The organism is Granulicella sibirica, assembly GCF_004115155.1.
In the GTDB taxonomy this organism is placed as follows: domain Bacteria; phylum Acidobacteriota; class Terriglobia; order Terriglobales; family Acidobacteriaceae; genus Edaphobacter; species Edaphobacter sibiricus.
This window is the reverse complement of sequence record NZ_RDSM01000001.1, coordinates 988,671-1,012,875: the sequence shown is the minus strand read 5'-3', so window position 1 is coordinate 1,012,875 and position 24,205 is coordinate 988,671. Positions and strand designations below refer to the sequence as shown.

The window sequence follows — 24,205 nt, the reverse complement described above, 5'->3', positions numbered from 1 at the left end:
GCCCGGCCATTCGACTTCTCATAGTTGATCGGATGGTTTGTGTCGCTGGTTTGTTAGAAGGTAAACCGGCCGCTGAGACGTATGGAGCGGGAGGCATTTGCCGTGGTGATCTGACCGAAGGAACTAGGTTGCGCGATGTTGGCGCTTCCGGGGTTGGCGAACTGCGGGGTGTTGGTGAGGTCGAAGGCTTCCGCCTTCAGGATGACGGTGTACTCGCGGAAGATGGGGATGTTGCGCGTGAGGCCGAGATCGAGGTCGAAGAAGCCGGGACCACGGACCGAGTTGCGGCCGACGTTGCCTTCGACGAGGCCACCGCTCTTGGCGAAGTTGATGGGATCGAGATAGAAGAGGCCGCCTGCGTTGCCGCGGAGGTGCGGGTTGGCGGGTCCGAGCTGGTTGGGTGTCTCCTGGTCGCCGAAGGTGGCGTTGGTGGAGTCGGTGAGCTGGAAGGGCGCGCCGCTGGTGTACTGGAGGACGGTGTTCATGTCGAAGCCGCCGACGATGCGGCCAAGGATACCTTTGTTGAGGTAGGCGCGACCGGGACCGACGGGAAGCTGGGTGACGGTCCAGAAGGCGTTGTTGTGCTTGCGGTCAAAGGCGGAGTTGGCGTAGTTGCGCTTGAGCAGGCCGGGCGAGTTGAAGGTGAGGGCGGCGAGGGTGCTGTTCTCGTCGAAGTTGTTGAGGCTGTGCGAGTAGGTGTAGGCGTAGCCGAACTGGAAGGCGCGGTACTGGCGGTCGATGAGCTGAGCCTGAAGCGCGGAGTATTCTTCATCGGCGAAGGGGGTAAGCTGAAGGACCTGCTGGCCGAGGACCTGGCCGAGGGAGTTCTTCAGCGGACGTTGCGAGCTGGAGGTGCTGCCGTAAGGGGCCGCGTTGAGATCGAGGCCGACGAACTGCCGGACGTGGTGAGTTCCGACGTAGCCGACATTGGCTACGAGGTCTTTGACGAAGGAACGCTCGAGGAAGAGGTTCCAGGTTTCGATGTAGCCGCGACGGAAGTTCTGCGGGGCGGTGGTGGTCTGGATGCCGGGAGGCAGGACGAGCGTTCCGGAGGAGATATCCGGCAGGACGGGGGCGGAGATGCCAGTGCGGAGGTCTCCGGCAGGGACGTACGTGGTGCCGTTGGTCTGCTGCGTGATGATGGCGGGGTAGGCGTCGCGGAAGGCGCGGAAGTTGTCGGGGTCGACGGTCATGCCGAAGCCGGAGCGGATGACGGTCTTGTCGTCGATGCGGTAGTTGATGCCGAAGCGGGGGACGATCATGCCCCAGCCGACGGTGACGCCGGTGTCAGTGGGTGTGGTGCCGCGGCCACCGATGAGGACGTTGCCGGCGATGGGATCGTAGCGGAAGACGCCGGTGTGGTCGCGGTTGGCGAAGGGATAGTACTCGTACCGGATGCCGTAGGAGAGGGTGAGTTTGGGCGAGGCGTGCCACTGGTCCTGCGCGTAGAAGGCGAAGGTGGAGAAGCGGGGGCCGTTGGGGTTGAAGAGCAGGGTGCTCTTGCCGAGAACGTTGGGAAGGCCGAGGAGGAAGTCGGCGATGACGCGCTGGTAGTTCGGGGTGTTGGTTCCGTCGTTGTTGCCGGTGGCTCCGCCGTTGAAGGTGAAGAGGCCACGTGGGCTGTTGCCGTTGGTCTGCGCCTGGTTGATGGCAGAGTGCATGTACTCGCCGCCGAAGCGCATGTTGTGGCTGCCCTTGACCCAGGTGAGGTTCACGTTGCCGACGTACTGCTGGTCGCGGAACTCAAAGGGGTTCGAGGAGAGCGTGTTGCCGACGGAGGTGATGCCCTGGGCGAAGTTGAAGATGGGGAAGCCGGACTGGAAGGGATCGGATCCGTTGGTCCCGGGAATGCCGAGGGTGTTCAGGCCGAAGTTGGTGCCGTAGTCGGGCGACTGGCCGTTGATTCGAATGCGTCCGTAGCCGGCGTTGGCATCCATAAGGACGTTGGGGGTGAAGGTGTGGGTGGCGCCGAGGCCTACGTTCTGAATGCGGCCGAGGGCGCTGCCGGGCTGTCCGCCGTCATAGGTGGGTCCGATGGCGGGACCGAAAGCGGGGGGATCGAAGATGTTTGAGGGCTGGATGGAGTAGCGGCCGAAGAAGGTGGTGCGGTCGCCGCGGTTGTAGTTGACCTTGGTGTCGAAGGAGTTGCGGTTGTAGGCGAGGACGGCGGCTCCGGGGTAGTTGGTGGTGAGACCGCCGCTGGTCGAGGTGTTGAGCTCGTTGGGAATCAGGGCTAGCACCTTCGCGGCAGCGGCGCTGATGCGGGAGGCGGGGATGATGTTGTTGGCGAAGGCGGTGCGCCCGCCGCCGGTGGCGTTGCCGGTGGTGGGATCGAAGATGGTGACGCCGCTGGCGGAGAAGTTGCCGGAGCGGTAGGTCGAGAGGGGGACCTCAAAGGAGTTGGTGACGACCTTGCGGTTGGTGACGCGGTTGAAGTCGACGAAGAAGAAGAGCTTGTCCTTGAGGATTGGGCCGCCGACGGTTCCGCCGAACTCGTTGTAGATGTTCTTGGGGAGGACCGGGTTCGCGAGCTTGGTGTAGAAGTAGTTGCGCGCGTTGAACTGCGAGATGGAGTTGTACTCGTAGGCGGTGCCGTGAAAGTGGTTGGATCCGCTCTTGATGGTGACGTTGACGGCGGCGCCGCCGGCCGTTCCCTGCTCGGCGGTGAAGCTGTTGGTGACGAGGTTGACGCTTTCGATGGCGTCCTGTGACGGCATGTAGGCGATGAGGGCCGGGAGCCAGGGGTAACCGACGGCGGCTCCGTCGATCTTGGTGCTGTTGACGGTGTTCGAGACGCCGTTGACGTTGATAGCCTGGGCGCGGCCGGGATTGGCGGCGGAGGAGTTCTGCTCGACGGGCGGGGGAATGCCGGGGACGAGGCGGTAGAGGCTCTGGAAGTTGCGTCCGGCTGAGGAGCTGGTGGGGAGCTGCGCGAGCTGGGTAGGAGTGATGTCGTAGTTGACATCGGCGCGCTCGGTCTGGAGTGCGGGCGGCGCGGTGCTGACGGTGACCTGCTGGGAGACGTCGCCGACCTTGAGGGCGGCGTCCAGGCGGACGGTTCCGTTGGCGGAGATGGGGTAGGCCTTGACCTGGTAGGTTCCGAATCCGGCGAGGGATATGGAGACGTCGTACTCGCCGGGCTGCAGGTCACCGATCTGGTAGGCGCCGTTCGGGCCGCTGACGGCCTGACGGCTGATGCCAGTCGCGGTGTTGAGCGCGGTGACCTGGGCGTTGGGGACGACGGAGCCGGTCCCGTCGGTAACGGTGCCGGTGAGGGTGCCGTAGAGAGTCTGGGCGAGCGCGCTACCCGGTGAAAGCACTATGACGAGGAGCAACAGGATGCAAAAGAGCGGTAGCACTCTGCGGTGCTTGCATGCTGACGGGGTAACTTTCATATGCCTCCGGGTAGGACAAAAGGGGTATTTTTGTTCGCCGCGAACTATAGAGAGCCTGGAAGATGGATGTCAAGAACGATTCGGCGCGAATAAGTGCCCATGGATTCGCCAAAATGCGATAGCTAGAGGGAAATCGCAGATAACGTTTCCGGAAGAGACGGTCCAAAGCTTTCGGTGGAGCTACCCGGAAGGGTACACACACGGAGGGCGTATGCGAGTTGAAAGAGAATTTCTTTGATGGTCGATGAAAGGCCGCAGGGTGGGTTGGCAGGATAGATGCCGGAGCTGCTGTGTTCTGCAGAATGGGGAGATAGACTAGGAGTGGACGTGCCTATGTCTCTTTCCTCCCCGACGACGCGGCAGTTGAACAACGACGAGAAGCTTCCGGCTGCCAAGCTGGCCGGGGTGCAGTACGCGATTGTGCTTCTGCTCGCGGTGCTGGTGGCGGGGCTGTGGCGGCTGCAGGTGCTCGGAGCGGATAACTGGAAGGTGTTGGCGGAGGCGAATCGCGTTCGTAAGGTTCCGGTGCTTGCGCCACGAGGAAAGATCTTCGATCGCGAGGGGCGGATACTCGTCGATAACTATCCTTCGGTCTCGTGCTATCTGCTGGTAGAGCAGATCAAGGATCCTTCGGTCGATCTGCCGCTGATCGCGAGCGGGCTGCATCTGCCGATCGAGCAGATCCAGGCGACGCTGAAGAGGTTCCAGGGTGCGGCGAAGTATCAGCCGATTCCGCTGAAGCAGGATATCTCGCAGGACGAGCAGGCTTTTGTCGAGGCGCACCGGAATGAGTTGCCGGAGCTTGAGACGCACGACGAACAGAGGCGGCTGTATCCAAAGGACGGGTTCGCGGCGCACATGATCGGCTATGTCGGCGAGGTCTCGGAGCAGATGCTCCAGAACGACGAGCGGTATGCGTTCTACTCGCCGGGTGATGTGGTGGGACGTTCGGGGGTCGAGCAGACCTACGACGCGCTGCTGCGAGGCAAGGACGGTTCGCGGGACATCATCGTCAACTCGCATGGCAAAGAGGTCGGGCACCTGGGACAGGAGTTGGCGGTTCCGGGGCAGGATCTAAAGCTGACGATCGATCTCGACGTCCAGCGGGCGGCTGAGAAGGCGATGGATGGGAAGAACGGCGCGATGGTTGCGATGGATCCCCATACCGGGGAGATTCTCGCGATGGTGTCGCGTCCGAGCTTCGATCCGAACCAGTTTTCGGTGCGGCTGACGAAGAGCTACTGGAACGAGATCCTGACGAACCCGGACCATCCGCTGATGAACAAGACGATCCAGGCGCAACTGGCTCCGGGGTCGACCTTCAAGATCATCATGTCGGTAGCGGGGCTGCAGGAGCAGATGGCGCAGGACCTCAATGTCGGGTGCAGCGGCGGAGCGACCTTCTACGGGCACTTCTTCGCGTGCGATTTACATCACGGCCATGTGGACATCCATAACGCCATTCCGTACTCGTGCGACACCTTCTATTACACGCTGGCGAACCGGTTGGGGATCGACAAGATCGCGCAGTATGCTTCGGCATTCGGTCTTGGGCAGCACACGGGCGTGGATCTTCCGGATGAGGCCTCAGGGACGGTGCCTTCGACGCAGTGGGCGCTGAAGAACTATCACCGCAAGTGGTACGCCGGGGAGACGATCTCGGTTGGGATCGGGCAAGGGGCGGTGACGGTAACTCCGCTGCAGATGGCTCGTGCGCTTGGCGGGATTGCCTCGGGCGGCGTGATGCATCGGCCGCACCTGGTGTTCCCGGAGGAGATGCCGAAAGATTTCGCATCGGCGCTTGAGGCGAGCTTTCCTGGGTCGGGCGAGAAGACGGTTCCAATTGATCCGGCGAACTGGCAGACGGTGACGGACGGAATGGCCGAGGTGACTTCGCCTGGAGCGTTTCATACGGCGGCGGCGTCGCATCTCGACGGAATCGACTTCGCGGGAAAGACCGGCACGGCACAGGTGATCGGGCACGACGCGCTGGCGAAGACGAACAAGGGTCATGACACTGTGCCGAATGCGTGGTTTGTGGGGATGGCTCCGCGGCGGAACCCGGATATCGTGGTGGCGGTGCTGTGGGAGCATGGGAACGGTGGATTCAACTCGGCCAAGCTGGCCTCGCAGGTGGTGAATGCGTTCGTGACGAAGCAGAGGCGGTTGGCGAATAATCTGCGGATCGCCGAAGTTCCCAAGGAAGCGCCGAAGCAGAGTCCGGAGAATCCGGCTGACCCCTCGAAGGCGGTCGCGGTGACGGAGACAAAAGCCGATGCGGCGGCTGGACCGGGTGCCGAGTAGATGACACGGTTCTCTTCCTTCCGGGACTTCGACTGGATTCTGCTTGGGTTCGTCTCGCTGCTTTCGCTCGTGAGCGTGCTGGAGATTCGGTCGGCTACCGCACAGACGAAGTTTCATGGGTTCGACCATAAGCAGATCGGGTTTCTGCTGATCGGCGTAGTGCTGATGTTTTTCATGTCGCTGATCGACTATCACCGCCTGATCGATATTGCGCGGTCGGCCTACATGATCAGCGTGGCTGCGCTGGTGGCGGTACTTGTGATCGGGACGAAGCACCTGGGGGCGCGGCGGTGGATCAAGTTCCCCGGGGGCGTTCACTTTCAGCCATCGGAGTGGGTGAAACTAGTGCTGATCGTGATGCTGGCCCGGTATTTCTGGGGAATGGCGGGCAGGGAATTGAGCTGGCGCGATGTCTGGAAGGCATTTGCCCTGGTCTGCGTGCCGATGCTGCTGGTGTTGAAACAGCCGGACCTGGGAACGGCGCTGACGTATCTGCCGGTGTTGATCATGGGATTGTTCCTGGGTGGGATCCGGTTCAAGCAGGCTGGGATCCTGATTGTCGGGCTTTTGCTTGTGGTGGGTGTCGCCTGGAATACAGGGAAGCTGCTCAAGCCATATCAGAAGGCTCGGCTCACTAGCTTTATGAATCCGGATGACGATCCGAAGGGGTCGGGATACCAGATTCGGCAGTCGCTGATCGCGGTTGGTTCTGGCGGAGTATGGGGCAAGGGCGCGAACCATGGGACGCAGACGCAGGGGGATTTTTTGCCGATTCCCTATACGGACTTCATCTTCGCGGCGCTGTGCGAGGAGCATGGCTTCATTGGGGCGCTCGGGGTGCTGCTGCTATACTTTTTGATATTGATGCGTTTGATTCAAAACGCTCAAACGGCCTCCGACCTGCCGGGCACGCTGATTATCATGGGCATCGTTGCCGTGATCGTGTTCCAGATCGCGGTGAATATCGGGATGGTTCTTGGCCTGATGCCGGTGACGGGGATTCCGCTTCCGCTGTTGAGCTATGGCGGGTCTTCGATCCTGTTTACCTTTCTCTCGCTTGGGATTGTGATGAACATCCGCATGCGGCGGTTTGTGAACTGAGTGTGAACGGAGCGTTACAGCCCGATTTGGAAAGAACGTAACGGTTTTGTAAGTCCAGAGGATGCCGGCGGGAAACGCCGTATGCCGCATGCACAGGATTTCGTGCATACTGATTGCAGTACCTGACCGGCCAGACGCCGTTTCAGCGCTTCACCCCGCTCCCTTTGGCGCATGGCGCCGGCAAGCGGCAACACAAGTTTTTAGAGAAAAGGCCGGCCAGGCAAAAGAGTTCGACTCCAGATGGCCGGATAGGTTCCAGGGAATGATCGCATCCGGATGGATAACGGCCCCGCCTCGCAGAGAGGCTGTTCTGGTCACAAACTCCGCAATGCGCCCACTGTTCGAAGCACATGTAAGCGTTTTTGGTCTCCCCTGTTCGGATTTGCCCTGTTCGACCCCCGCTAACTGCTTCTTTTCGAGTTCCGCGCTTGCCGCGGCTCGTGAACAAGGGTTGGCAAGTCCAGGTCGTCCAGCACGTCCAAATGGTTGGATCGGTTACGCCGCTTCTGCATCCCGCAACTTGTCCGTCCTGCCGGGGGTGCCGCAACCGGTGTAGCACCGGGTTGTGGCCGAACCAACTTTTGCCTGCCTGCCAGCGCGTGGCTGGGACGCTCCTTCGGGAACGATCCCGGAACGGGCAGAAAGAGCAGAGCAGAATGTCGAAAGAAATTTATATCTCCAGTACGCCGCATGAGACGCGGCTCGCGATCGTCGAGAACGACGAACTCACCGAGATCTACTACGAGCGAGAGAACGAGTACACGCTCGCCGGCTCGATTTACAACGGGCGCGTGACGCGCGTGCTTCCGGGCATGCAGTCAAGCTTCGTGGATATCGGGCTCGAGCGCGACGCGTTCCTCTATATCACTGACTTCATGGAGGAGGCCGGGGATTCGGCTGACTTCGACCATGGCGGGGATACGCAACGCGCGCCCAGGACGCTTGAAGGACAGCGGGGCGATGGTCAGCGTGGCGAGGGCCAGCGGAATGGACGTGGGGATCGCAACGGGCAGGATCGTGGAAATGACCGTGGGGGCGAGCGCAGCCCGGCCTATGTGTCCGAAAGGAACCAGGAACAGGCTTCGGCGACACCCGCATCCGACTTCGCGGTAGCGAGCGCAGGACGGGGCGACGAGTTTGGCAACCGGGATCGTGGCGGGAACGACCGTGGGGGACGCAACCGGGGTCGCGGACGGCGGGATCGCGGAGGCGAGCGGCAGGGCGGCGAACGGAACGGATCGGTGGAGACCCCGGGGTTTCAGCAGGCGGTTCCCGAAGAGGCGAACGAATTTGAAGAGCGGACGGCGGCTCCGGCCGGGTTTGATGGGCAGCCCGAGATCCCGGTGGCCGAGGCTGGCGTTGTTGGTGAAGGCGCTCCGGGTGCCGATGGCAGCCGCCGCTGGCGCGGACGCCGCGGACGGCGTCGCGGACGTGGAACGGGTGCGCGGGTTGAGGGACAGGCTTCTGTTGCCGGCGCTCCGGTTTCGGGCGAGACGGAGTTCGGCGCGCCCGTTGTTGGCGACGATGAATTTGATGAGGCAGGCAGCTTCGATATCGATGGCAGCGCGGAAGAGGCTCCGATTGCTTCGGCCCCTACACCGGTAGTTGCGCCGCTCGCACCGATTGCACCGCAGCAGGGTGATGGCGGACAGCGCCGGGACCGTGGAGAGCGCGGCGGCCGAAATGACCGCGGCGGACGCAACGATCGCGGTGGACGGAACGACCGTGGCGACCGCAATGCCGGTGCGCCGCGTGTGCCTCGTGGATTCGCGCCGCGTGGGCTTTACGGCGTAGCCGATACCGCAGAGTTGGACGAGACGATCTCGGCCTCGGTCGACGCCGCTCCGGCGGTCGAGCCGTTGATTCTGCCGGGCGAATCGCTTTCGAAGTACCGCAAGGGTGGAGAAGAGACGGCTTCGTCGAAGCCTAATGCGGCTCCGGCTTCGCTGCCGGACAGCGGGATCACGATCACCGGCTGGGATGGCGGTGCGGCACTTCCTGGTGAGACGCTCTCGCGGCATCGCGGCGGGCCGGCTTCAGGCGCGTCGCAGGGACGCGGTGGTGAGCGTTCGGACTTCCGCCGGCCGGAGAATGGTCGCGGAGATCGTGGACGGGATCAGCGCCAGAATCCGCAAGACGCGATGATGGTGCCGGCGTCGGTGCCGGGTCGCGATCTGCAGTCTGCCGGGCCGGTCATCGGTTATGTTCACGCCGACCAGAGTTCGGAGCAGATTCAGCAGTTCCCGCCCGACTTCACGCACACCGAGCTGCCGGAGGCGACTGCCGAGGCACCGCATGCGGACAGCAAAGGCGAGAGCAGCGTGTTCGGCAATGAGGCTGGCAAGGACGTCGAGTTTGTCGATGCGGCGCAGCTTGCCGCCACGGAACCAGAGGTTGAGCAGGAGTACGAGCCGGAAGAGGCTTCGGCTTCCTACCGGGTCGATCCGGCACCGCCTAGCGAGTACCGGCAGAGCGCGCCGACAGTTGAGGTGATGGAGCCCGAGGCTCCGGCCGTTGAAGAGCATAGGCAGCAGGATCGTCACCAAGATCTTGAGGTTGCGCCTTCGGGCGAGGTGTTCGAGGCTGAGCCTAAGCATGATGCGTTCGTGGCGCACGGCGGGGCAATTGAGGGTCTTTCGGCATCCGCGGAGGTGCTTGAGCCAGAGGCCACGTTCCACGAGGCGGTTCATCAGGAGGAAGTGCTCGAGGAGCATGACGTTACGGTTATCGAGCCTACAGGCGAAATGGTCTCCGAGGTGCCGTCTCCGTTCCACGCAGCTCCTGTTGGAGTCGTTGAGGAGGTCGTGGAGACTCACGAGGTTGAGGAGGCTCCATCGACGGAGACTCACCTGCTGCCTCACGGCATCGCGATGACCGAGACCGTGTATGGCGATGATGAGCAGGTGGAACAGGCCGAGGCGGCGGGTGCGGTCGAGACGCAGTCAACCCCGTACCAGCCTTCACTGCAGCACTTTGAGCCGGGCACGGGCGATCTCGAGGAAGACTTCATCGAGGAGGACGATGAGTTCGACACGCACAGCATTCAGGCGCGGGCGGAGGAGTTCGTCGAGTCCGAGGAGCAGATGCCGCTGGAAGGTGCGGCCGATCTCGGGACGATGATCCGCGAGATGTCGATCGACCACATTACGCGGACCGAAGCTGGCCTCTCGGAGGATGAGGAAGGCGACGAAGACTTCGAGGAGGACACGCTCGAAGAGGACGAGTTCGACGAAGAGGGCTTCGAATCTTCCGGTGAGGACGAGGTTGCCGAAGATGCCGAAGACTCTCACGAGTACGCCGAGGCCGAGCCGATGGAAGGCGGGCACGCGTTCCGCCAGACGCCTGACTCCGAGGCCTCGTATGTCGCAGGAGATGCGAGCACGGAGACAGAGCGCGGCGGCTCCGCCGAAGGAGCTTCGTTCGCGAACGGCAGTGGTGATCCGCGGAGGCGTCGTGAGGGTGGACGCCGTGGGGATCGTCGCGGCGGACGCGGGGATCGGGATCGCAGCGGTAACCGTGAGGCCGCGCCGCGCAGCGAGTCAGGGGGACGCAGCGAAGGCGGCGATCGTGGCGTCTCGAACGGGTACCCGGATCGCAGTGGCATGGGCGAACGGGCACGCAATACGGGCGGCGGCGGAGATCGGGATCGCGGTGGGCGAAATGGTGGCGGACGCGGCGGACGTCAGTCGATGCAGATGACCAATCTGCCGGCTATCTCAGAGCTTCTGAAGCCCGGGCAGGAGATTCTCTGCCAGATCGCCAAGGAGCCGATCGCGAAGAAGGGTGCGCGCATTACGTCGCACATCGCGCTTCCGGGACGGTTCCTGGTATTCATGCCGACCGTGAGCCACACGGGTGTTTCGCGTAAGATCGAGTCGGATGCGGAGCGTCGTCGTCTGAAGGAGATTCTCCTCTCCGAGAAGGGTGAGGCTGCAGGTGGATTCATCGTCCGGACGGCGGCTGCCGGGGCAAGCGAAGAAGAGCTTCGTTCGGACCTGCGCTTCCTGCTGAACCTGTGGACGGATATCAAGCAGAGGTCGGAGTCGTCGAAGTCGCCGGCTCTGATCTATCACGATCTCAACCTTGTTGAGCGGATTCTCCGCGACCAGGTCACCGACACGTTTTCGGCGATCTGGGTCGATACGGAGACCGAGTACGAACGGGTACTGCGCTTTCTGCAACGGTTCCAGCCGTCGTTGATTCGGCGGGTGAAGCTCTACACGAAGGAGACGCCGCTCTTCGAACAGTTCGGCATCACGGAAGAGATCAACAAGGCGCTGCGTTCGAAGGTGTGGCTGAAGTCGGGTGGATCGATCGTGATCAACCAGACGGAGGCTCTGGTCGCGATCGATATCAATACCGGCAAGTTTGTCGGCAAGACGGCGCGCCTCGAAGACACGATCGTGAAGACGAACCTCGATGCGATTCCGGAGATTGTGCGGCAGATTCGTCTGCGGGACCTTGGCGGCATCATCATCATCGACTTCATCGACATGGATGAGCGGAAGAATCGCAATCGCGTGATGGCTGCGCTGGAAGAGGAGTTGAAGACGGATCGTGCTCCTTCGAAGGTTCTGCCGTTCAACGATTTCGGCCTTGTCGCCATTACTCGTAAGCGGGTGAAGCAGTCTCTGGAGCGTACGCTGTCGACGACATGCAATGTATGCACCGGAACCGGCATGGTGAAGTCGCCGGTGACGGTATGCAACGACATCTACATCGAGATGCGGAAGATGCATAAGCATCTTGATCGCGGCGATGTGATGCTGCGGGTGCATCCTGAAGTTGTCAAGCAGTTGAAGCTCACCGGATCAAAGTGGCTGCAGGAGATGGAAGAGATGTGCGGAAAGACGATCCTCATCAAGAGCGATCCGAGCCTGCATCCTGAGCAGTTCGATATTCACTAGAACAAAGCGGCCCGGGGGCGCCCTGTAGACCAGGGCGCCCCTTCGTGCGTCTAAAAACAGAGCCGGGCCTATGCATGGAACCGGTCCTGTACGCTCCCCACTGTACCCCCGGTGTTGAAGCCGGGAACACAACAAATTCCGCCGTGCCGGGTTAGCAACCGGAGAGCACGTTCCAGGAGTTGAACCACGATGACGATGAAACAGATCTTTACTGCCCATGCTTGCCGCGTGGCAGCGCTTTCTCTTTTTGCCACGGCCGGCAGCGTCGCGATGCATGCGCAGCAGAACATCATAACCGCCGAGCTTCACCAGCCGGTGCTGTTCCCGCTCGTGAGCTCCGCGTCCACGTCGCTGCCTGCTCTCAACCTTACGGAAGATGGGATTGCGTACAGCAGCAGCACGGGATCGAACGAGCTTGCTTCGGCGGAGAACTATAACCTGGGCGCGGCGACGGATTCCGCGCAGCCACCTCCGCGCCGTCGTTATGGACATCCGAACTATAGCGACCGGATGCATAACTCGGATGGATCGAACAAGATCTCGTTCATGGCCGGCGGTGGGTTCACGACTCCTGTAGGCGACAGCACGAACTTTCTGAAGCTCGGCTACAAGCTTCAGGGTGGTGTGGGCTACAACGTGAATAAGAAGTTCGGCGTTGTGTTCCAGTTCGACTTCGACCACTTCGCGCTGCCGGGCAAGCTGCTTGCCAGCCAGCAGGCAGTCTATAACGCGCAAAACTTCGTATATTCGGATGGAACGACGGTTGACTTCAGCGGTCTCGATGGCGGAGCGCACATCTGGTCGATCACATTGAATCCGACCTATAACTTTTACCAGGGCGATTCGATGGGTGCGTACGCAGTTGTCGGGGGCGGGTTCTATCACAAGGTCACGAACTTCACGCTTCCGCAAACGGGTGAGTATTGCGATCCGTACTACGGTTGCTATGAGTACCAGGCGAACCAGACGTTCGATCTGTATACGAGTAACTCGGCCGGCGTGAATGGCGGCGTTGGTATTACTTATAAGTTTTCGCGGTTTGCGAACGAACGCTTCTATGCCGAGGCTCGCGTTGTCCATACCTTCAATACCGCGAAGGCAGCGTCCACGACGAATTTCTTCCCAGGCAACAGCGCTACGAGTACTTATATACCTGTTACCGTGGGTCTTCGTTTTTAACTTGTCCTGGTAAGTAACGGAAAGGCCCGGCTATGGATGCCGGGCCTTTCTTTTTGTCTGCGACAGCAGTTACCAGGGTACGGAACCTGCGTTATCGGAGAAGCTTCCGGTGGGTCCGTCGGGTGGAAGGAGCGCGAGGCGAACGGTTTCGGCTGCGCCCTCCTCGATGGTCTGGTGACCGCGGTTCTGGTTGAGGTCGGTCGCGGTGTATCCGGGATCTGCTGAGTTGACCTTGATGTTCGTGTCGCGCAGCTCCCAGGCGAGATGCACGGTGAACATGTTGAGCGCGGCTTTTGAGCCGTTGTAGCCGAGATATTTGACCTGAGCGTAGGGCCAGTTGGGATCGTTGTTCTGGCTTATCGAGCCGAGGCCGCTGGAGACGTTGACGATACGAGCTGCTGGAGCCTCGCGAAGCAAGGGAAGCATTGCCTGGGTAACGGCGACAGGGCCGAGGAAGTTCGTCTTGAAGGTGGTCTCGACGGCGTCGAGAGATGCCGCACCGGGAAGACCGTCGCCCTGGAGAATGATGCCTGCGTTGTTTACGAGGACATCCAGCTTTTTGAACTCCGTCGAGATGGTCTTCGCGGCCGCTTCAATAGTGCCGGCGTTGATGATGTCGAGTTCGATGGCCTGGGCGTGAATGCCCTCGGACTCGAGGATGCCGGCGGCTTTGCGACCGAGATCGAGATTGCGCGCGCCGAGCAGGACGGTGAATCCGGCCTTGCCAAGCTGACGGGCTACTTCGAAACCGATTCCCTTGTTGGCTCCCGTAATGAGAGCGACTTTCGTGGTGGTGTCCGGCATGATGCGATTCCTCCGTGTTGATCCTTCTTATGATTAGATGAAGGAATCTTCAGATTCGGAGTTCGCATATGAGTCCGCAGGCGCAGGTGACGTTCGAGGTACGAAAGACGCCGGTCCAGGCACGGTCGGCGGTGACGGTTGAGGCGATTGGCGAGGCGACCATTCAGGTTCTGCTGTCGCTTGGTGCGGACCGGCTGACCACAACGCGGGTGGCGGAACGTGCGGGTGTTTCGGTGGGGACGCTCTACCAGTATTTTCCGAATAAACGAGCGCTATTATTTGCCGCGATGGAGGGACATCTGACTCGTCTGATGCGGACGATGGAGAAGGTGTGTGCAGAGCAACACCATCAGCCGATCGAGGCGATGGCTGAGGCAGTGGCGACTGCGTTCATCACTGCCAAGATGGAACGGCCGGATGTTTCGATGGCGCTGTATGCGGTGAGCTCGGAGTTGAACGGGGTAGAGGTGATGCGGCGCGTGGGCAGGAACGGCCGCGCAGCCATGGCGAAGATGCTGGCGTCCGCGCCCGATGCGTCTTTCGAAGATGTTGAGTTCACGACGTTCATGCTGTACGCGGTGATGGCCGGGGCGACACGGGCGGTTCTCGAAGGCGGTGCCGCGCCAAAGATGGTGCGGTCTTTGCGGAAGGAGCTCGTGGTTATCTGCAAGTCCTATCTGGCGGCTTCCGCAATGCAGGGGTAGCTTCTTCATGAATTGAATTGACACGCCCGGTGTAGGGCAGGAGAATTCGTGGCGGGAAGAATCGCCGCGAATTTCGTGTGTGGATCATCTTCTGGTGGGGCCCCCGAATCAGGGAATTTCACGCTCGCTCGAGGAGCAAGATGAAGCGCCAGCTCGTACTCATTCACGGCTATTCCGCAAGCGGCCTGGACTTTACTCCCCTTCGTACAGCACTTCAGGGACAGGGGATCGATGCCGTCGACATCAACGTGGGAAACTACGTGTCGCTCAACAACGAGATCACGATCAAGGACATCGCGGAGGGACTCGACCGGGCCTTTCGCTCGAATCCGAAGTTCAACGCGGACCAGCCTTTCGATGCGATCGTGCACTCGACCGGGATGCTCGTGATTCGATCGTGGCTGACGAATTATGGCGCCGAGGTGAACAGCAATAACCGGTTGAAGCGTTTAAAGCACTTGATTGGGGTTGCACCGGCGACCTGGGGTTCGCCGCAGGCAAGCAAGGGGCGGACGTGGTTGGGCGCGCTGGTGAAGGGCGACAAGCAGGTTGGGCCGGACTTCCTGAACGCGGGAGACCAGGTGCTTGATGGATTGGAGCTCGGAAGCCGCTTTACCTGGGAGCTTGCGGAGGCGGATCTGCTGGGACCAGCGCCCTACTACAGCAAGGGGCCGGATACGCCGTATGTGTGCGTTTTCATCGGGAACACGCCTTATGACGGACTGTCGAGCGTGGCGAACGATCCGGGCACGGATGGCACGGTGCGCTGGTCGGGATGCGCGCTGAATACGAGGAAGATTGTTGTCGACCTGACGCGCACGCCGATCGGCGCAGATGGCAAGCCCATCGACCGGATCTCGATTACGCCGTGGGAAGACGATCGCTTAAACATCCCCATGATCCCGGTCGAGGGCCGGAATCATGCCACGCTTATCAGCAATCCTGATCCGGCGATGGTAAAGCTGATCGCCGACTTTTTGAAGGTTGGCGACGACGGAGAAGAGACGCAGGATGCGTGGTTCGCGCGAGCCGAGGAGTTCGGTAAGAATGCCAAAGCGAAGATGCTGGTGAATCCAGGAAAGGACGCCGGCGGAGTTACGGGGGAACTCAAGACTTTCTTCGGACATCTCGCGGGTGGCGAGGAGATGGAGGGCTGGCAGCAGTTCGCTATTCACGCACGGGACGAGCGCGGGGATGGCGTTCGAGACTACCTGATCGATGTCCTGACGAAACAGGGCGATCAGTGGGTTGCGTTCGAAGAGATGTACACGGACGTCCACGCCTATAAGAGCGACCCGAGCTATCGGTGCTTTCATATCCGGCTGCCCAAGGGTATCTCCACTGGCACGGTTCCGCTGATGCTGCGGGTTCACGCATCGAGCGGTACGGAGTTGATGGTGTATCAGGGATATGGGAGCAATGAGACGCAAACGAATATGACGGCGGATGCGGCTCCGGTGGAGATCGATCTGAGTGCGCTCGCCGATGCGGGAGCTTCGCTCTTCCACCCATTTACGACGACGATGGTGGAGATCATCCTGAACCGCGAACCTTATCCACTGAATGGGGTAAGCAGACTGTTTGGCTTCCTCTCCTAGTCACGAATCGTGCTAGACGCCGACGGGGTAGGGCTTCTCGTGCATGGACTGGCCGCTGTTGCGCTCGAAGCGGCCCTGTAACAGGCTGAGAAGCCCGGTGTACCAGTAGCCCATGACGAAGAGCAAAAGGAACGGCACGGTGAAGAAGTTCTCGCTCGAGATGGCGTACCACACGGTTGCGACGAAGTAGCAGCCGATGGCGAGCTCGATCCATGGGATGATTCCGAGGCGTTTGCGATAGACCTTCGCCTGGGACTTCTCGCCTTTTTCCTGGACGCGGTACTTTGGGGTGCGGGCGAAGGCGCTCTTGATGCCGAAGAGGGCCTCCAGCACTGCCTTGGTGTTCGTGATCGTGAGGCCTACACCGAGTGCCATAAGGAACGGCAGGTAGAGGAACGTCTTGTACCAGGTCCGGGGGAAGAGCTCTTTCTGGCTGACCAGATAGAAGCTCGAGACAGACATCGTACTGGCGATGAAGAGCGGAAAGTCGATGAGGACCATCTGGAGCCAACCCTGGTAGCTGCGGATGATCATGGCGGGCATGAGCAGGGTGCTCAGGACGATCATCAGGGGATAGCTGATGTTCGCGGTGAGGTGATACCAGGCTTCGAGCTTCGTGTGGAAAGCTGCGTCGCTGTGGAGGACGCGCGGGAGGATCTTCTTGCCGGTCTGGATGAGGCCCTTCGCCCAGCGTGCCTGCTGGGTCTTGAATGCGGTCATCTCGATGGGGAGCTCGGCGGGGCACTCGACGTCCTGGAGATACTTGAACTTCCAGCCGGCCATCTGCGCGCGGTAGCTGAGGTCTGTGTCTTCGGTGAGGGTGTCGTGCTGCCAGCCTCCGGCTTCTCCGATAGTCTCGCGACGCCACATGCCCGCGGTCCCGTTGAAGTTGAAGAAGACCCCGGCACGCGAGCGGCCGCCGTGCTCGAGGACGAAGTGGCCGTCGAGGAGGATGGCTTCGACCTGGGTAAGAAAGCTGTAGTCGCGATTGAGGTGTGTCCAGCGCGTCTGGACCATGCCGATGCCGGGCTCGGCGAAGTGATGGATCACCTGCATGACCCACTCGGGCGGCGGGACAAAGTCGGCATCGAAGATGGCGATGAGCTGGCCCTTGGCTACCTTCAGGCCTTCGTCGAGGGCGCCGGCCTTGTAGCCGTAGCGGTTGGTGCGGTGCAGGTAGACGATGGGTTGGGGGGCGAGGTCGCCGAAGCCTGCGGCGTAACGGTCGACGATGCCTCGGGCGACTTCGATGGTTTCGTCGGTGGAGTCGTCGAGAACCTGGATCTCGAAGCGGTCGCGAGGGTAGTCGATGCGGCAGCAGGCGTCGATGAGGCGGTCGATGACGAACTGCTCATTGTAGATCGGGAGCTGGATGGTGACGAAGGGCAGTTCGTCTACCGGGAAGGTGGCGGGTGGCTCACTCCATTTGGCCGCGTTCTTACGATTGCGATAGTAGAGCCAGACGAGCTGGTAACGGTGAACTCCGTAGAACGCCAGGATGATCATGACGATGAAGTACGGGATCAGGATGCAGAGGTCGAAGGCTTCGAGGCGGTAGAGATTGCGGAAGGTGGGGTCGCTGTAGTGAGTCTTCCAGTAGTGGCCGAGACCCTTCGGGGCTTCAAGAAGAAGCCAGACTCCAGCCATGTGCGCGTTTTGAAACAGATTGATCTCCCTGGCTACCACCCGGTAGCTTCTGAGAAATTGTACGCGAGCATGTCGAGGTCGAGACGGTACTGGAAGGCGTAACAGAAGTCCATCGTGTACATGATGTAAACCCCTTTGATCGTGCGTTTGTAGAGGTGAGCAAAATCATGCTTATCGCTGGTGAGAAGGTAATTGCAGTCCGCTCCGATTGCTGCCGAGAGGATTGGCCTGTCTTTCGCGCGGAGGACGGTATTCGGCGGAATGAGGTCGTCTGGTCGATCGCCTACAATGACGCTCCAGCGCAGGAGACTTTCCAGGCGCCGTCTCTGTGCTGCTTCTCCGATGTTGTTCCGTACTTCCGTAATGGCGTGAAGCGAGGTGGTAGGAACGACACCGGTCATCGCCCAGATGCGAACGAATACATTTTCCGGTTTATGGGTTGCGGAGAAGAGAACGTTTGCGTCAATAAAAGGCCGAATGAGTTCGTCATCAGGCACTGCGACGGATTCCGAGTTCAGCTCGCGCTCGTCTTATGCTCTCGTACATCTCCGCTCGGGTGGGCAGCGTACCGCGGTGATTCGGATCGACGTAGGGAATCTTCGCTGGATCGAGGCCCCAGGAGCGTACCTCGGCAGAGGTCTCATCCCATTCTTCTATTGAGCCTGCGGCGTTAAGCAGAATCTGCGCTTTGTACTCGTCGGTCCATAGTTCAGGTTCGGGAAGCTCGTTCATGCGTCACCCCGTTTGTACTTGCTGCTCATTCTAGTTCAGGAACATGGTGCGGTAGAGCGTGTCGCGCTGGACGGGCTTGAAGCCGGCGTCGCGGATGATGCGGCGGAGTTCTTCTTCCGTGGTGGAGTTGGCAGTTCCGGCGGCCTTGACTACGTTTTCTTCGAGCATTACGGAGCCTACGTCGTTGCCTCCGAAGCGGAGGCCCATCTGCAGGACCTTGAGGCCCTGAGTGACCCAGCTTGACTGCACGTTCTCGATATTATCGAGGTACATGCGGCTGATGGCGAGGGTCTTGAGGTACTCGACGGAGGTGGCTTCGTCCCAGCCGCGACCGCCGAGGGCTGTGTTGTTCGGCTGGAAGCTCCAGGGGATGAAGGCCGTGAAGCCGCCGGTTTCTTCCTGTAGCTTGCGAACGACTTCGAAGTGGTTGACGCGCTGTTCCATCGTCTCGCCGACGCCGAACATCATGGTGGCGGTGGTGCGCATGCCGAGTTCGTGGGCGGTGCGATGGACGTCGACCCAATCCTGGGTCCGGCACTTGAGGCGGGCGATACGGTGGCGAACCTCGTCGTCGAGGATCTCGGCTCCTCCTCCGGGGATGGAATCGAGACCGGCGTCGCGGAGACGCATGATGGTGTCGCGGAGGCTGATCTCGGAGTACTCGGCAATCGCGAGGATCTCGGAAGCCGAGAGGCAGTGCAGCCAGATGGAGGGGAAGCGCTCCTTGATGCCGGTGAAGAGGCTTTCGAACCAGTCGATCTTGAGGTCGGGATGGATGCCGCCCTGCATGAGGACGCCGGTGCCGCCCATTTCGACGGTCTCGCGAATCTTCTCGTAGATAGTGTCGAAGGTGAGGATGTAGCCTTCGGCGGCGAGCTTGCCCTTGAGCGGCCGGTAGAAGGCGCAGAAGGTGCAGTACTCGGTGCAGAAGTTGGTGTAGTTGATGTTGCGGTCGATGATGTAGCTGACCACGCCCTCGGGGTGCAGGCGGCGGCGGACCGAGTCGGCTTCCATGCCGATGCCGATCAGATCGTCGCTGTTAAAGCAGTCCAGAGCTTGTTCGCGGCTGATTCCCATAGCAATATTCTACCCCCGCCCGGTTTCGCGCTAGCCGTGCCGAAAGACGACTTGAAGCACGATCACAACGACGAGCAGGAGTCCGACGAAGAGAAGTCCCGTTCCGACGCGCTTTACAGCCGCCGTTAGGGCTAAGATCTCCGGATCGGTATGACGAGCGGCTGTTTCGGCGCGTTCGGCGGCGTCGCGGGTGAGCTTGAGTTCTTCACCGAGCAAAGCGATTTGCGCACTCTGGTCCTGAAGCTGGCGGTAGAGGCCAGCGTGTGCCGCAGTCACCTGGCCGAGATCGCCCCGAACACCTTCGGCCATTGCGGTGAGGGCGTTCTCGCTAGCCTTGTCGTTGGCCGCGCGGGAGGTGAGGAACTTCTCCCACATCGGCACGAGACGGGATAGGTGGGGCAGGAGCTCGATCAACATCTTGGGCCACATGGCGGGTCTCCTGGATTTTTCAATGATTGGGGTGGCCATGTTCGTTCTCAGCCTAGCTGATGGAGCGGGTTGAGGGTGAGAGGCTGCGTTGCTGCAGCCAGACCGCGACGATCGCGGTCAGCAGAAGGACGGTGACGATTCCTTGCGACCAGACGCAGTAGATGCACCACTTTTCCAGCACGAACGCCTCGAGATAAGTAAGGAAGCCGGCGGCCATGAAGCCGATCAAGGCAAGCTCCCGAACCAGGCCAACGCGGCCAAGGAGCGCGAGCAATAGCATGAGGCTGTAGCCGATAATTCCAATGGTGGCGACCGGGATGTGCGGCTTGCTGGACTTCGGGTCTTCATCGAAGGAACGCGGTGGGAATACGGCAAAGCGGCTGTGGTTCACCGCGCCGCAGTCCCAGTGCTCGGTCACGGCGCATGGCGGCGCGAGGTTCGGATCCATGTTGTGCACGCGCAGGGCAAGAACGCTGACGACGAGGCCAGCCATCGCAAGCAGGGCAAGGACATATTTCATGCCTCCATCTTATCGTTCCGGCGCGGGTGGGGCTCGGCGTTGTTGATCGCAGGGAAAACAGCCGTGTTTATGATGGGCGTGTGGCTACTTCGATGAACCGCCGACGCTTCCTCTCGCTCACTGGCGCAACACTTGGCGCCGCATCGCTGCCGGCCTTCGCGCTCGCTCCTCCCTCCGAGCCCTTCACTTTTCTCTTCTTTACCGATGCGCACCTTCAGCCGGAGCTCAACGGCGTGCTTGGCACCGGGATGGCGTTTCGCCACGGCCGCACGATCAAGGCAGATTTTGCGATCAACGGCGGGGACCACGTCTTCGATTCGAACGCCGTTTCCAAGCCTCGGGCGACGCAGCTATACGATCTCTACGGGAAGACTGAGCAGGATCTGGGGCTGAAGATGTATCACGTGCTCGGCAATCACGATGTGTTCGCTGTCACTCCGTCGAACACGGTTTCGATCAACGACAACCTGTATGGAAAGAATCTGTACGAAGAGCGATTTGGAAAGACGTATTACTCGTTCGATCACAAGGGCTGCCACTTTATTGTGCTGGACTCGATCGTTGTCAACGCGGACCGGAGCTACGAGGGCATGGTCGATGCGGCGCAGCTCCAGTGGCTGAGCGCGGACCTCGCCGCCCTACCGCCGCACATGCCGGTGATTGTGGCGATTCACTACCCGGTGGTGACGGCATTTGTCCAGTATGAAGCGGCAAAGCCGTCGCTGGATTCGCGGCGCGGCCTGAGCCTGATCAACTCAAACGAGGTGATCGACCGGTTCACGGGGTACAACGTTATCGGGGTGCTGCAGGGACACACGCACGTGAACGAACTAGTCGTGTGGAAGGGCGTTCCGTATCACACGTGCGGGGCGGTCTCGGGGAACTGGTGGCATGGCACCCGGATGGGGACGCCGGAAGGATTTACCGTTGTCGAGGTGGCAAATGGCAAGATGGCCACCCGGTATGAGACGTATGGGTTCAGGTCGATCGAGCCGCAGAATACGTAACGTCCCTGGCTGCAGACCAGCTCAGGTCTGAACGGCAACCTTGGACGTGCGTTTTTTCGGGGCGGCTTTCTTGATCGCGGGTTTCATGCCTGCCTGCGGATCGATCGGATCGCTCACGTCGGGTTTGTAGGCTTCCAGGCGTTTGGTCATGACGGCGACCGCCTCGCCACTCTCATCGACAAGCAGAAACTCTCGCCCGAGCTTCGCTGCCGCTGCCCCTGTGGTTCCGCTTCCGGCGAAGAAGTCGAGGACGTGTTCGCCGGGATTGGAGTGGACGCGGACGATGCGTTCTAGGACGCCGAGGGGTTTCTGTGTGGCGTAGCCGGTCTTCTCCTTGCCCGTTGGCGAGACGATGGTGTGCCACCAGACATCCGTTGGGAGCTTGCCGAGGGCGGCTTTCTTCGCGCCGACCATGCGCGGGGCCATGTATTCGATCCGGTCGCACTCGTCGAGGTTGAAGGTGTACTTCTTTGGGTGCCGGGTGTACCAGAGGATGGTGTCGTGCTTGGCGGGCCAGCGTGTGCGGGAGCGAGCGCCGTAGTCGTAGGCCCAGATGATCTCGTTCTGAAAACACTCGCGGCCGAAGATGCCGTCCAGCATTACCTTGCAGTAGTGGACCTCGCGGTAGTCGATATGAAAGAAGAGCGAGCCGGTCGCGGTAAGGATGCGGTGCGCCTGGACGAGACGCGGCTTGAGGAAGCCGAGGTAGTCGTCAAACTGGTCGGCGTAGCCTGCGTCCGCGGCCTGGGCCGTGGGCGCGAGCGTCCGGTAGCGTTTTCCGCCGAATCCGCCGCGGTCGCCCTCGGCGTCCTGCACGACACGGATGCGTCTGCGCTTTTGCTGGATGCCAGTGTTGAACGGCGGGTCCACGTAGATCAGGTGAGCCGATTCCGCGGGCAGGCCGCGCAGCACCTCGAGATTTTCTCCATGCACAATCCGGTTCATGGCTTCGTCATTTCTGCTGTACGTTCATCCCTCAGGGGGTTGCGGAGAGGGCTCGCCTCAGGATACGGTACAGAACCGGGCCTATGCGGACGGCTTGCACGTTCTGATAGACGACGTGCTTTGTCTTCTTGCATCTATTTTTCGCTTATGACCCTTAGCAAACTCGACTATGCCATGTCCTCGCACCCCGGGCTCGTCCGCAAGGGCAATGAGGACTTCTGCTCCGCATCGAAGGAACAGGGTGTCTTCGTGGTGTGCGACGGGATGGGTGGTGCGGCGGCGGGTGAGGTGGCGAGCCGACTTGCCGTGGAAACCTTCACCCGGGCGTTGGACCACGGCAACAGGGCGGTCGATACGGTAGAACGCATTCAACGGGCAGCCCGGGCGGCCAACGATGCGGTGTATCGCAAGGCCAAGCAGAATCGGGAGCTCTCCGGGATGGGCACCACGCTGGTCGCGGCAATCCTTGACGCTCCGCCACTGCTGGAAAATGCGGAGAGCGAGAGCGAGCGACCTGAAGCGAGATTCTGGATCGGCCACGTGGGCGACAGCCGGTGCTATCTCTACCGGAAGGGCTTGCTTCGGCTCGTCACCTGTGACCACTCGGTGGTTCAGGAGCAGATGCAGGCCGGCCTGATGACGCGCGCCCAGGCGGCCCACTCGCCCATGCGTCACATCATCACACGCGCGATCGGGGCGCACGCGCAGGTTGAGGCCGCGGTGCAGCCGCTCGATGTAGGTACCGGAGACATTGTTCTGCTGGCCTCGGACGGGCTGAACCGCGACCTCAGCGATGAGGCAATCGCGGATGTGCTGTCCGGCATTAGAACAGGCGCCGAATCGCTCGAGGCGGGCTGCGTGGCGCTGGTCGACGCCGCGAATGCAGTTGGCGGGCACGATAACGTCACAGTTCTCCTTCTGCGCGTAGGCTAGGGACACTGACGGCTCGGACGCAAGCTGTCGCAAAGCTTTTACACTGTTGGAACGAATGGCACAAAGGAACGGGAGAACAGGATGAAGGAGCTTTACTTCGAGGATTTCTACGTAGGCCAGAAGTTCGCCTCGGTTGGCGGGGCGAAGGTTACGGCGGAAGAGATCAAGGAATTCGGCAACAAGTACGATCCGCAGCCGTTCCACCTGGACGAAGCAGCGGGTGAAGGGAGCTTCTTCAAAGGGCTTGCCGCCTCGGGATGGCTGACGGCTGCCATCGTGATGCGGCTGCGGGTGCAGACGGTTCCCGTGGCGGGCGGCATGATCGGCGCGGGCGTCGAGGAGATTCGCTGGACGACCCCGGTGCGTCCGAATGACGTCATCCGCTCGGAGATCGAGGTGCTCGGGGTGAGGCGGTCGCAGAATCGCAAGGAGTATGGCGTCGTCCGGACGCAGACGCTGGTCTACAACCAAAGGAATGAGCTTGTCATGCGATCGGTGGTGAACTTCCTGGCGCCGGTGAAGAGCGAGATCTAGATGGAAGCGGTGAAGAGCGGAGGGAAGCAATGAAGAGCGGAAGTGCTTTTGCTGCGAACGCGCCCGGTTTTCCTCCTCCTGCAACATTCCGCTGCTAGGCTAAAGCCCTGATTCCTATCCCCAAAGGAACCCTGATGACTGCTGAACATCTTGCGCTGCTGAACGCAAGCATCGACCAGATTGTCGAACTGGAAACGCTGGACGGCACACGCTTTCTCGCGACGCCTCTGTTCGTTTACGAGGGTGAAGACAATCCCGACGTCTTTTTCCTGCCCGTCGAGCGCGGCGCGAGCGGAAACCTCAAGACGGCCGAGACGGGACAGTCGATCCTGCTCGAGGATATCCTCGCGGTGCGGACGCCGACCCAAGTACTGGCATAGGGAAGGTCT

At 60.9% G+C, this 24,205-nt stretch carries 19 protein-coding genes; 10 read left to right on the top strand and 9 right to left on the bottom strand.

What is annotated here, in order from left to right:
• Positions 1-53: 53 nt before the first annotated feature.
• Positions 54-3,395 (bottom strand): TonB-dependent receptor, encoded by a 3,342-nt coding sequence (locus GRAN_RS04200; RefSeq protein ID WP_128911731.1) that lies wholly within the window; start codon positions 3,393-3,395, stop codon positions 54-56.
• A gap of 333 nt (positions 3,396-3,728) precedes the next feature.
• Between GRAN_RS04200 and mrdA the strand changes: the two genes are divergently transcribed.
• The 4 genes from mrdA (at position 3,729) to GRAN_RS04180 (ending at position 12,886) form a co-directional block, all read left to right on the top strand.
• Positions 3,729-5,699 carry a penicillin-binding protein 2 gene (gene mrdA, locus GRAN_RS04195; protein WP_128911730.1) on the top strand — a complete coding sequence of 657 codons (1,971 nt, stop codon included), beginning with the start codon at positions 3,729-3,731 and terminating at the stop codon, positions 5,697-5,699.
• The gene (rodA, locus tag GRAN_RS04190; protein ID WP_128911729.1) at positions 5,700-6,800 is read left to right on the top strand and encodes a rod shape-determining protein RodA; all 1,101 of its coding nucleotides are present in this window, start codon (positions 5,700-5,702) and stop codon (positions 6,798-6,800) included. It abuts the gene before it with no gap.
• 656 nt (positions 6,801-7,456) lie between these two features.
• Positions 7,457-11,707, top strand: coding sequence for an Rne/Rng family ribonuclease (locus GRAN_RS04185; RefSeq protein WP_128911728.1), 4,251 nt, complete (start codon positions 7,457-7,459; stop codon positions 11,705-11,707).
• A gap of 189 nt (positions 11,708-11,896) precedes the next feature.
• Positions 11,897-12,886 (top strand): hypothetical protein, encoded by a 990-nt coding sequence (locus GRAN_RS04180; RefSeq protein ID WP_128911727.1) that lies wholly within the window; start codon positions 11,897-11,899, stop codon positions 12,884-12,886.
• A 69-nt stretch (positions 12,887-12,955) separates the two neighbouring features.
• On the opposite strand, the gene GRAN_RS04175 is transcribed toward GRAN_RS04180, so the two are convergent.
• Entirely contained in the window at positions 12,956-13,690 is a 735-nt protein-coding gene (locus tag GRAN_RS04175) for an SDR family oxidoreductase (protein ID WP_128911726.1), read from the bottom strand.
• 68 nt (positions 13,691-13,758) lie between these two features.
• Here GRAN_RS04175 and GRAN_RS04170 point away from each other — a divergent pair, with 68 nt between their 5' ends.
• Together GRAN_RS04170 and GRAN_RS04165 are read left to right on the top strand one after the other, a co-directional pair.
• The gene (locus tag GRAN_RS04170; protein ID WP_128911725.1) at positions 13,759-14,394 is read left to right on the top strand and encodes a TetR/AcrR family transcriptional regulator; all 636 of its coding nucleotides are present in this window, start codon (positions 13,759-13,761) and stop codon (positions 14,392-14,394) included.
• Positions 14,395-14,534: 140 nt separating this feature from the next.
• On the top strand, positions 14,535-15,992 hold the full coding sequence (locus tag GRAN_RS04165; RefSeq protein WP_128911724.1) for an esterase/lipase family protein: 1,458 nt from the start codon (positions 14,535-14,537) through the stop codon (positions 15,990-15,992).
• 12 nt (positions 15,993-16,004) lie between these two features.
• Here GRAN_RS04165 and GRAN_RS04160 read toward each other — a convergent pair whose 3' ends face one another.
• From GRAN_RS04160 to GRAN_RS04135, 6 genes are read right to left on the bottom strand one after another with little or no spacing between them, the layout of a single operon-like run.
• On the bottom strand, positions 16,005-17,639 hold the full coding sequence (locus GRAN_RS04160; RefSeq protein WP_128912953.1) for a cellulose synthase family protein: 1,635 nt from the start codon (positions 17,637-17,639) through the stop codon (positions 16,005-16,007).
• A 32-nt stretch (positions 17,640-17,671) separates the two neighbouring features.
• The gene (locus tag GRAN_RS04155; protein ID WP_128911723.1) at positions 17,672-18,136 is read right to left on the bottom strand and encodes a PIN domain-containing protein; all 465 of its coding nucleotides are present in this window, start codon (positions 18,134-18,136) and stop codon (positions 17,672-17,674) included.
• Positions 18,129-18,371, bottom strand: coding sequence for a hypothetical protein (locus tag GRAN_RS04150; RefSeq protein WP_128911722.1), 243 nt, complete (start codon positions 18,369-18,371; stop codon positions 18,129-18,131). The genes GRAN_RS04155 and GRAN_RS04150 overlap by 8 nt, the downstream gene beginning before the upstream one ends.
• Positions 18,372-18,401: 30 nt before the next feature.
• Positions 18,402-19,448, bottom strand: a complete 1,047-nt coding sequence (mqnC, locus tag GRAN_RS04145; RefSeq protein WP_128911721.1) for a cyclic dehypoxanthinyl futalosine synthase — start codon at positions 19,446-19,448, stop codon at positions 18,402-18,404.
• A gap of 30 nt (positions 19,449-19,478) precedes the next feature.
• A complete protein-coding gene (locus GRAN_RS04140; protein WP_128911720.1) occupies positions 19,479-19,877 on the bottom strand; it encodes a hypothetical protein in 399 nt (132 codons plus the stop codon).
• A gap of 52 nt (positions 19,878-19,929) precedes the next feature.
• The gene (locus GRAN_RS04135; RefSeq protein WP_128911719.1) at positions 19,930-20,397 is read right to left on the bottom strand and encodes a vitamin K epoxide reductase family protein; all 468 of its coding nucleotides are present in this window, start codon (positions 20,395-20,397) and stop codon (positions 19,930-19,932) included.
• A gap of 92 nt (positions 20,398-20,489) precedes the next feature.
• Between GRAN_RS04135 and GRAN_RS04130 the strand changes: the two genes are divergently transcribed.
• A complete protein-coding gene (locus GRAN_RS04130; RefSeq protein ID WP_128911718.1) occupies positions 20,490-21,404 on the top strand; it encodes a metallophosphoesterase family protein in 915 nt (304 codons plus the stop codon).
• A 21-nt stretch (positions 21,405-21,425) separates the two neighbouring features.
• Here the strand turns inward: GRAN_RS04130 and GRAN_RS04125 are convergent, their stop codons facing one another.
• Positions 21,426-22,349 carry a DNA-methyltransferase gene (locus tag GRAN_RS04125; RefSeq protein WP_128911717.1) on the bottom strand — a complete coding sequence of 308 codons (924 nt, stop codon included), beginning with the start codon at positions 22,347-22,349 and terminating at the stop codon, positions 21,426-21,428.
• Positions 22,350-22,496: 147 nt separating this feature from the next.
• On the opposite strand from GRAN_RS04125, the gene GRAN_RS04120 reads away from it, so the two are divergent.
• The 3 genes from GRAN_RS04120 to GRAN_RS04110 all read left to right on the top strand — a co-directional run bounded on the left by GRAN_RS04120 (position 22,497) and on the right by GRAN_RS04110 (position 24,196).
• Complete coding sequence (locus GRAN_RS04120) at positions 22,497-23,282, top strand: protein phosphatase 2C domain-containing protein (protein WP_128911716.1); 786 nt, start codon at positions 22,497-22,499, stop codon at positions 23,280-23,282.
• A gap of 81 nt (positions 23,283-23,363) precedes the next feature.
• Positions 23,364-23,816, top strand: coding sequence for a MaoC family dehydratase (locus GRAN_RS04115; protein ID WP_128911715.1), 453 nt, complete (start codon positions 23,364-23,366; stop codon positions 23,814-23,816).
• 134 nt (positions 23,817-23,950) lie between these two features.
• A complete protein-coding gene (locus GRAN_RS04110) occupies positions 23,951-24,196 on the top strand; it encodes a hypothetical protein (RefSeq protein ID WP_128911714.1) in 246 nt (81 codons plus the stop codon).
• Positions 24,197-24,205 lie beyond the last annotated feature (9 nt).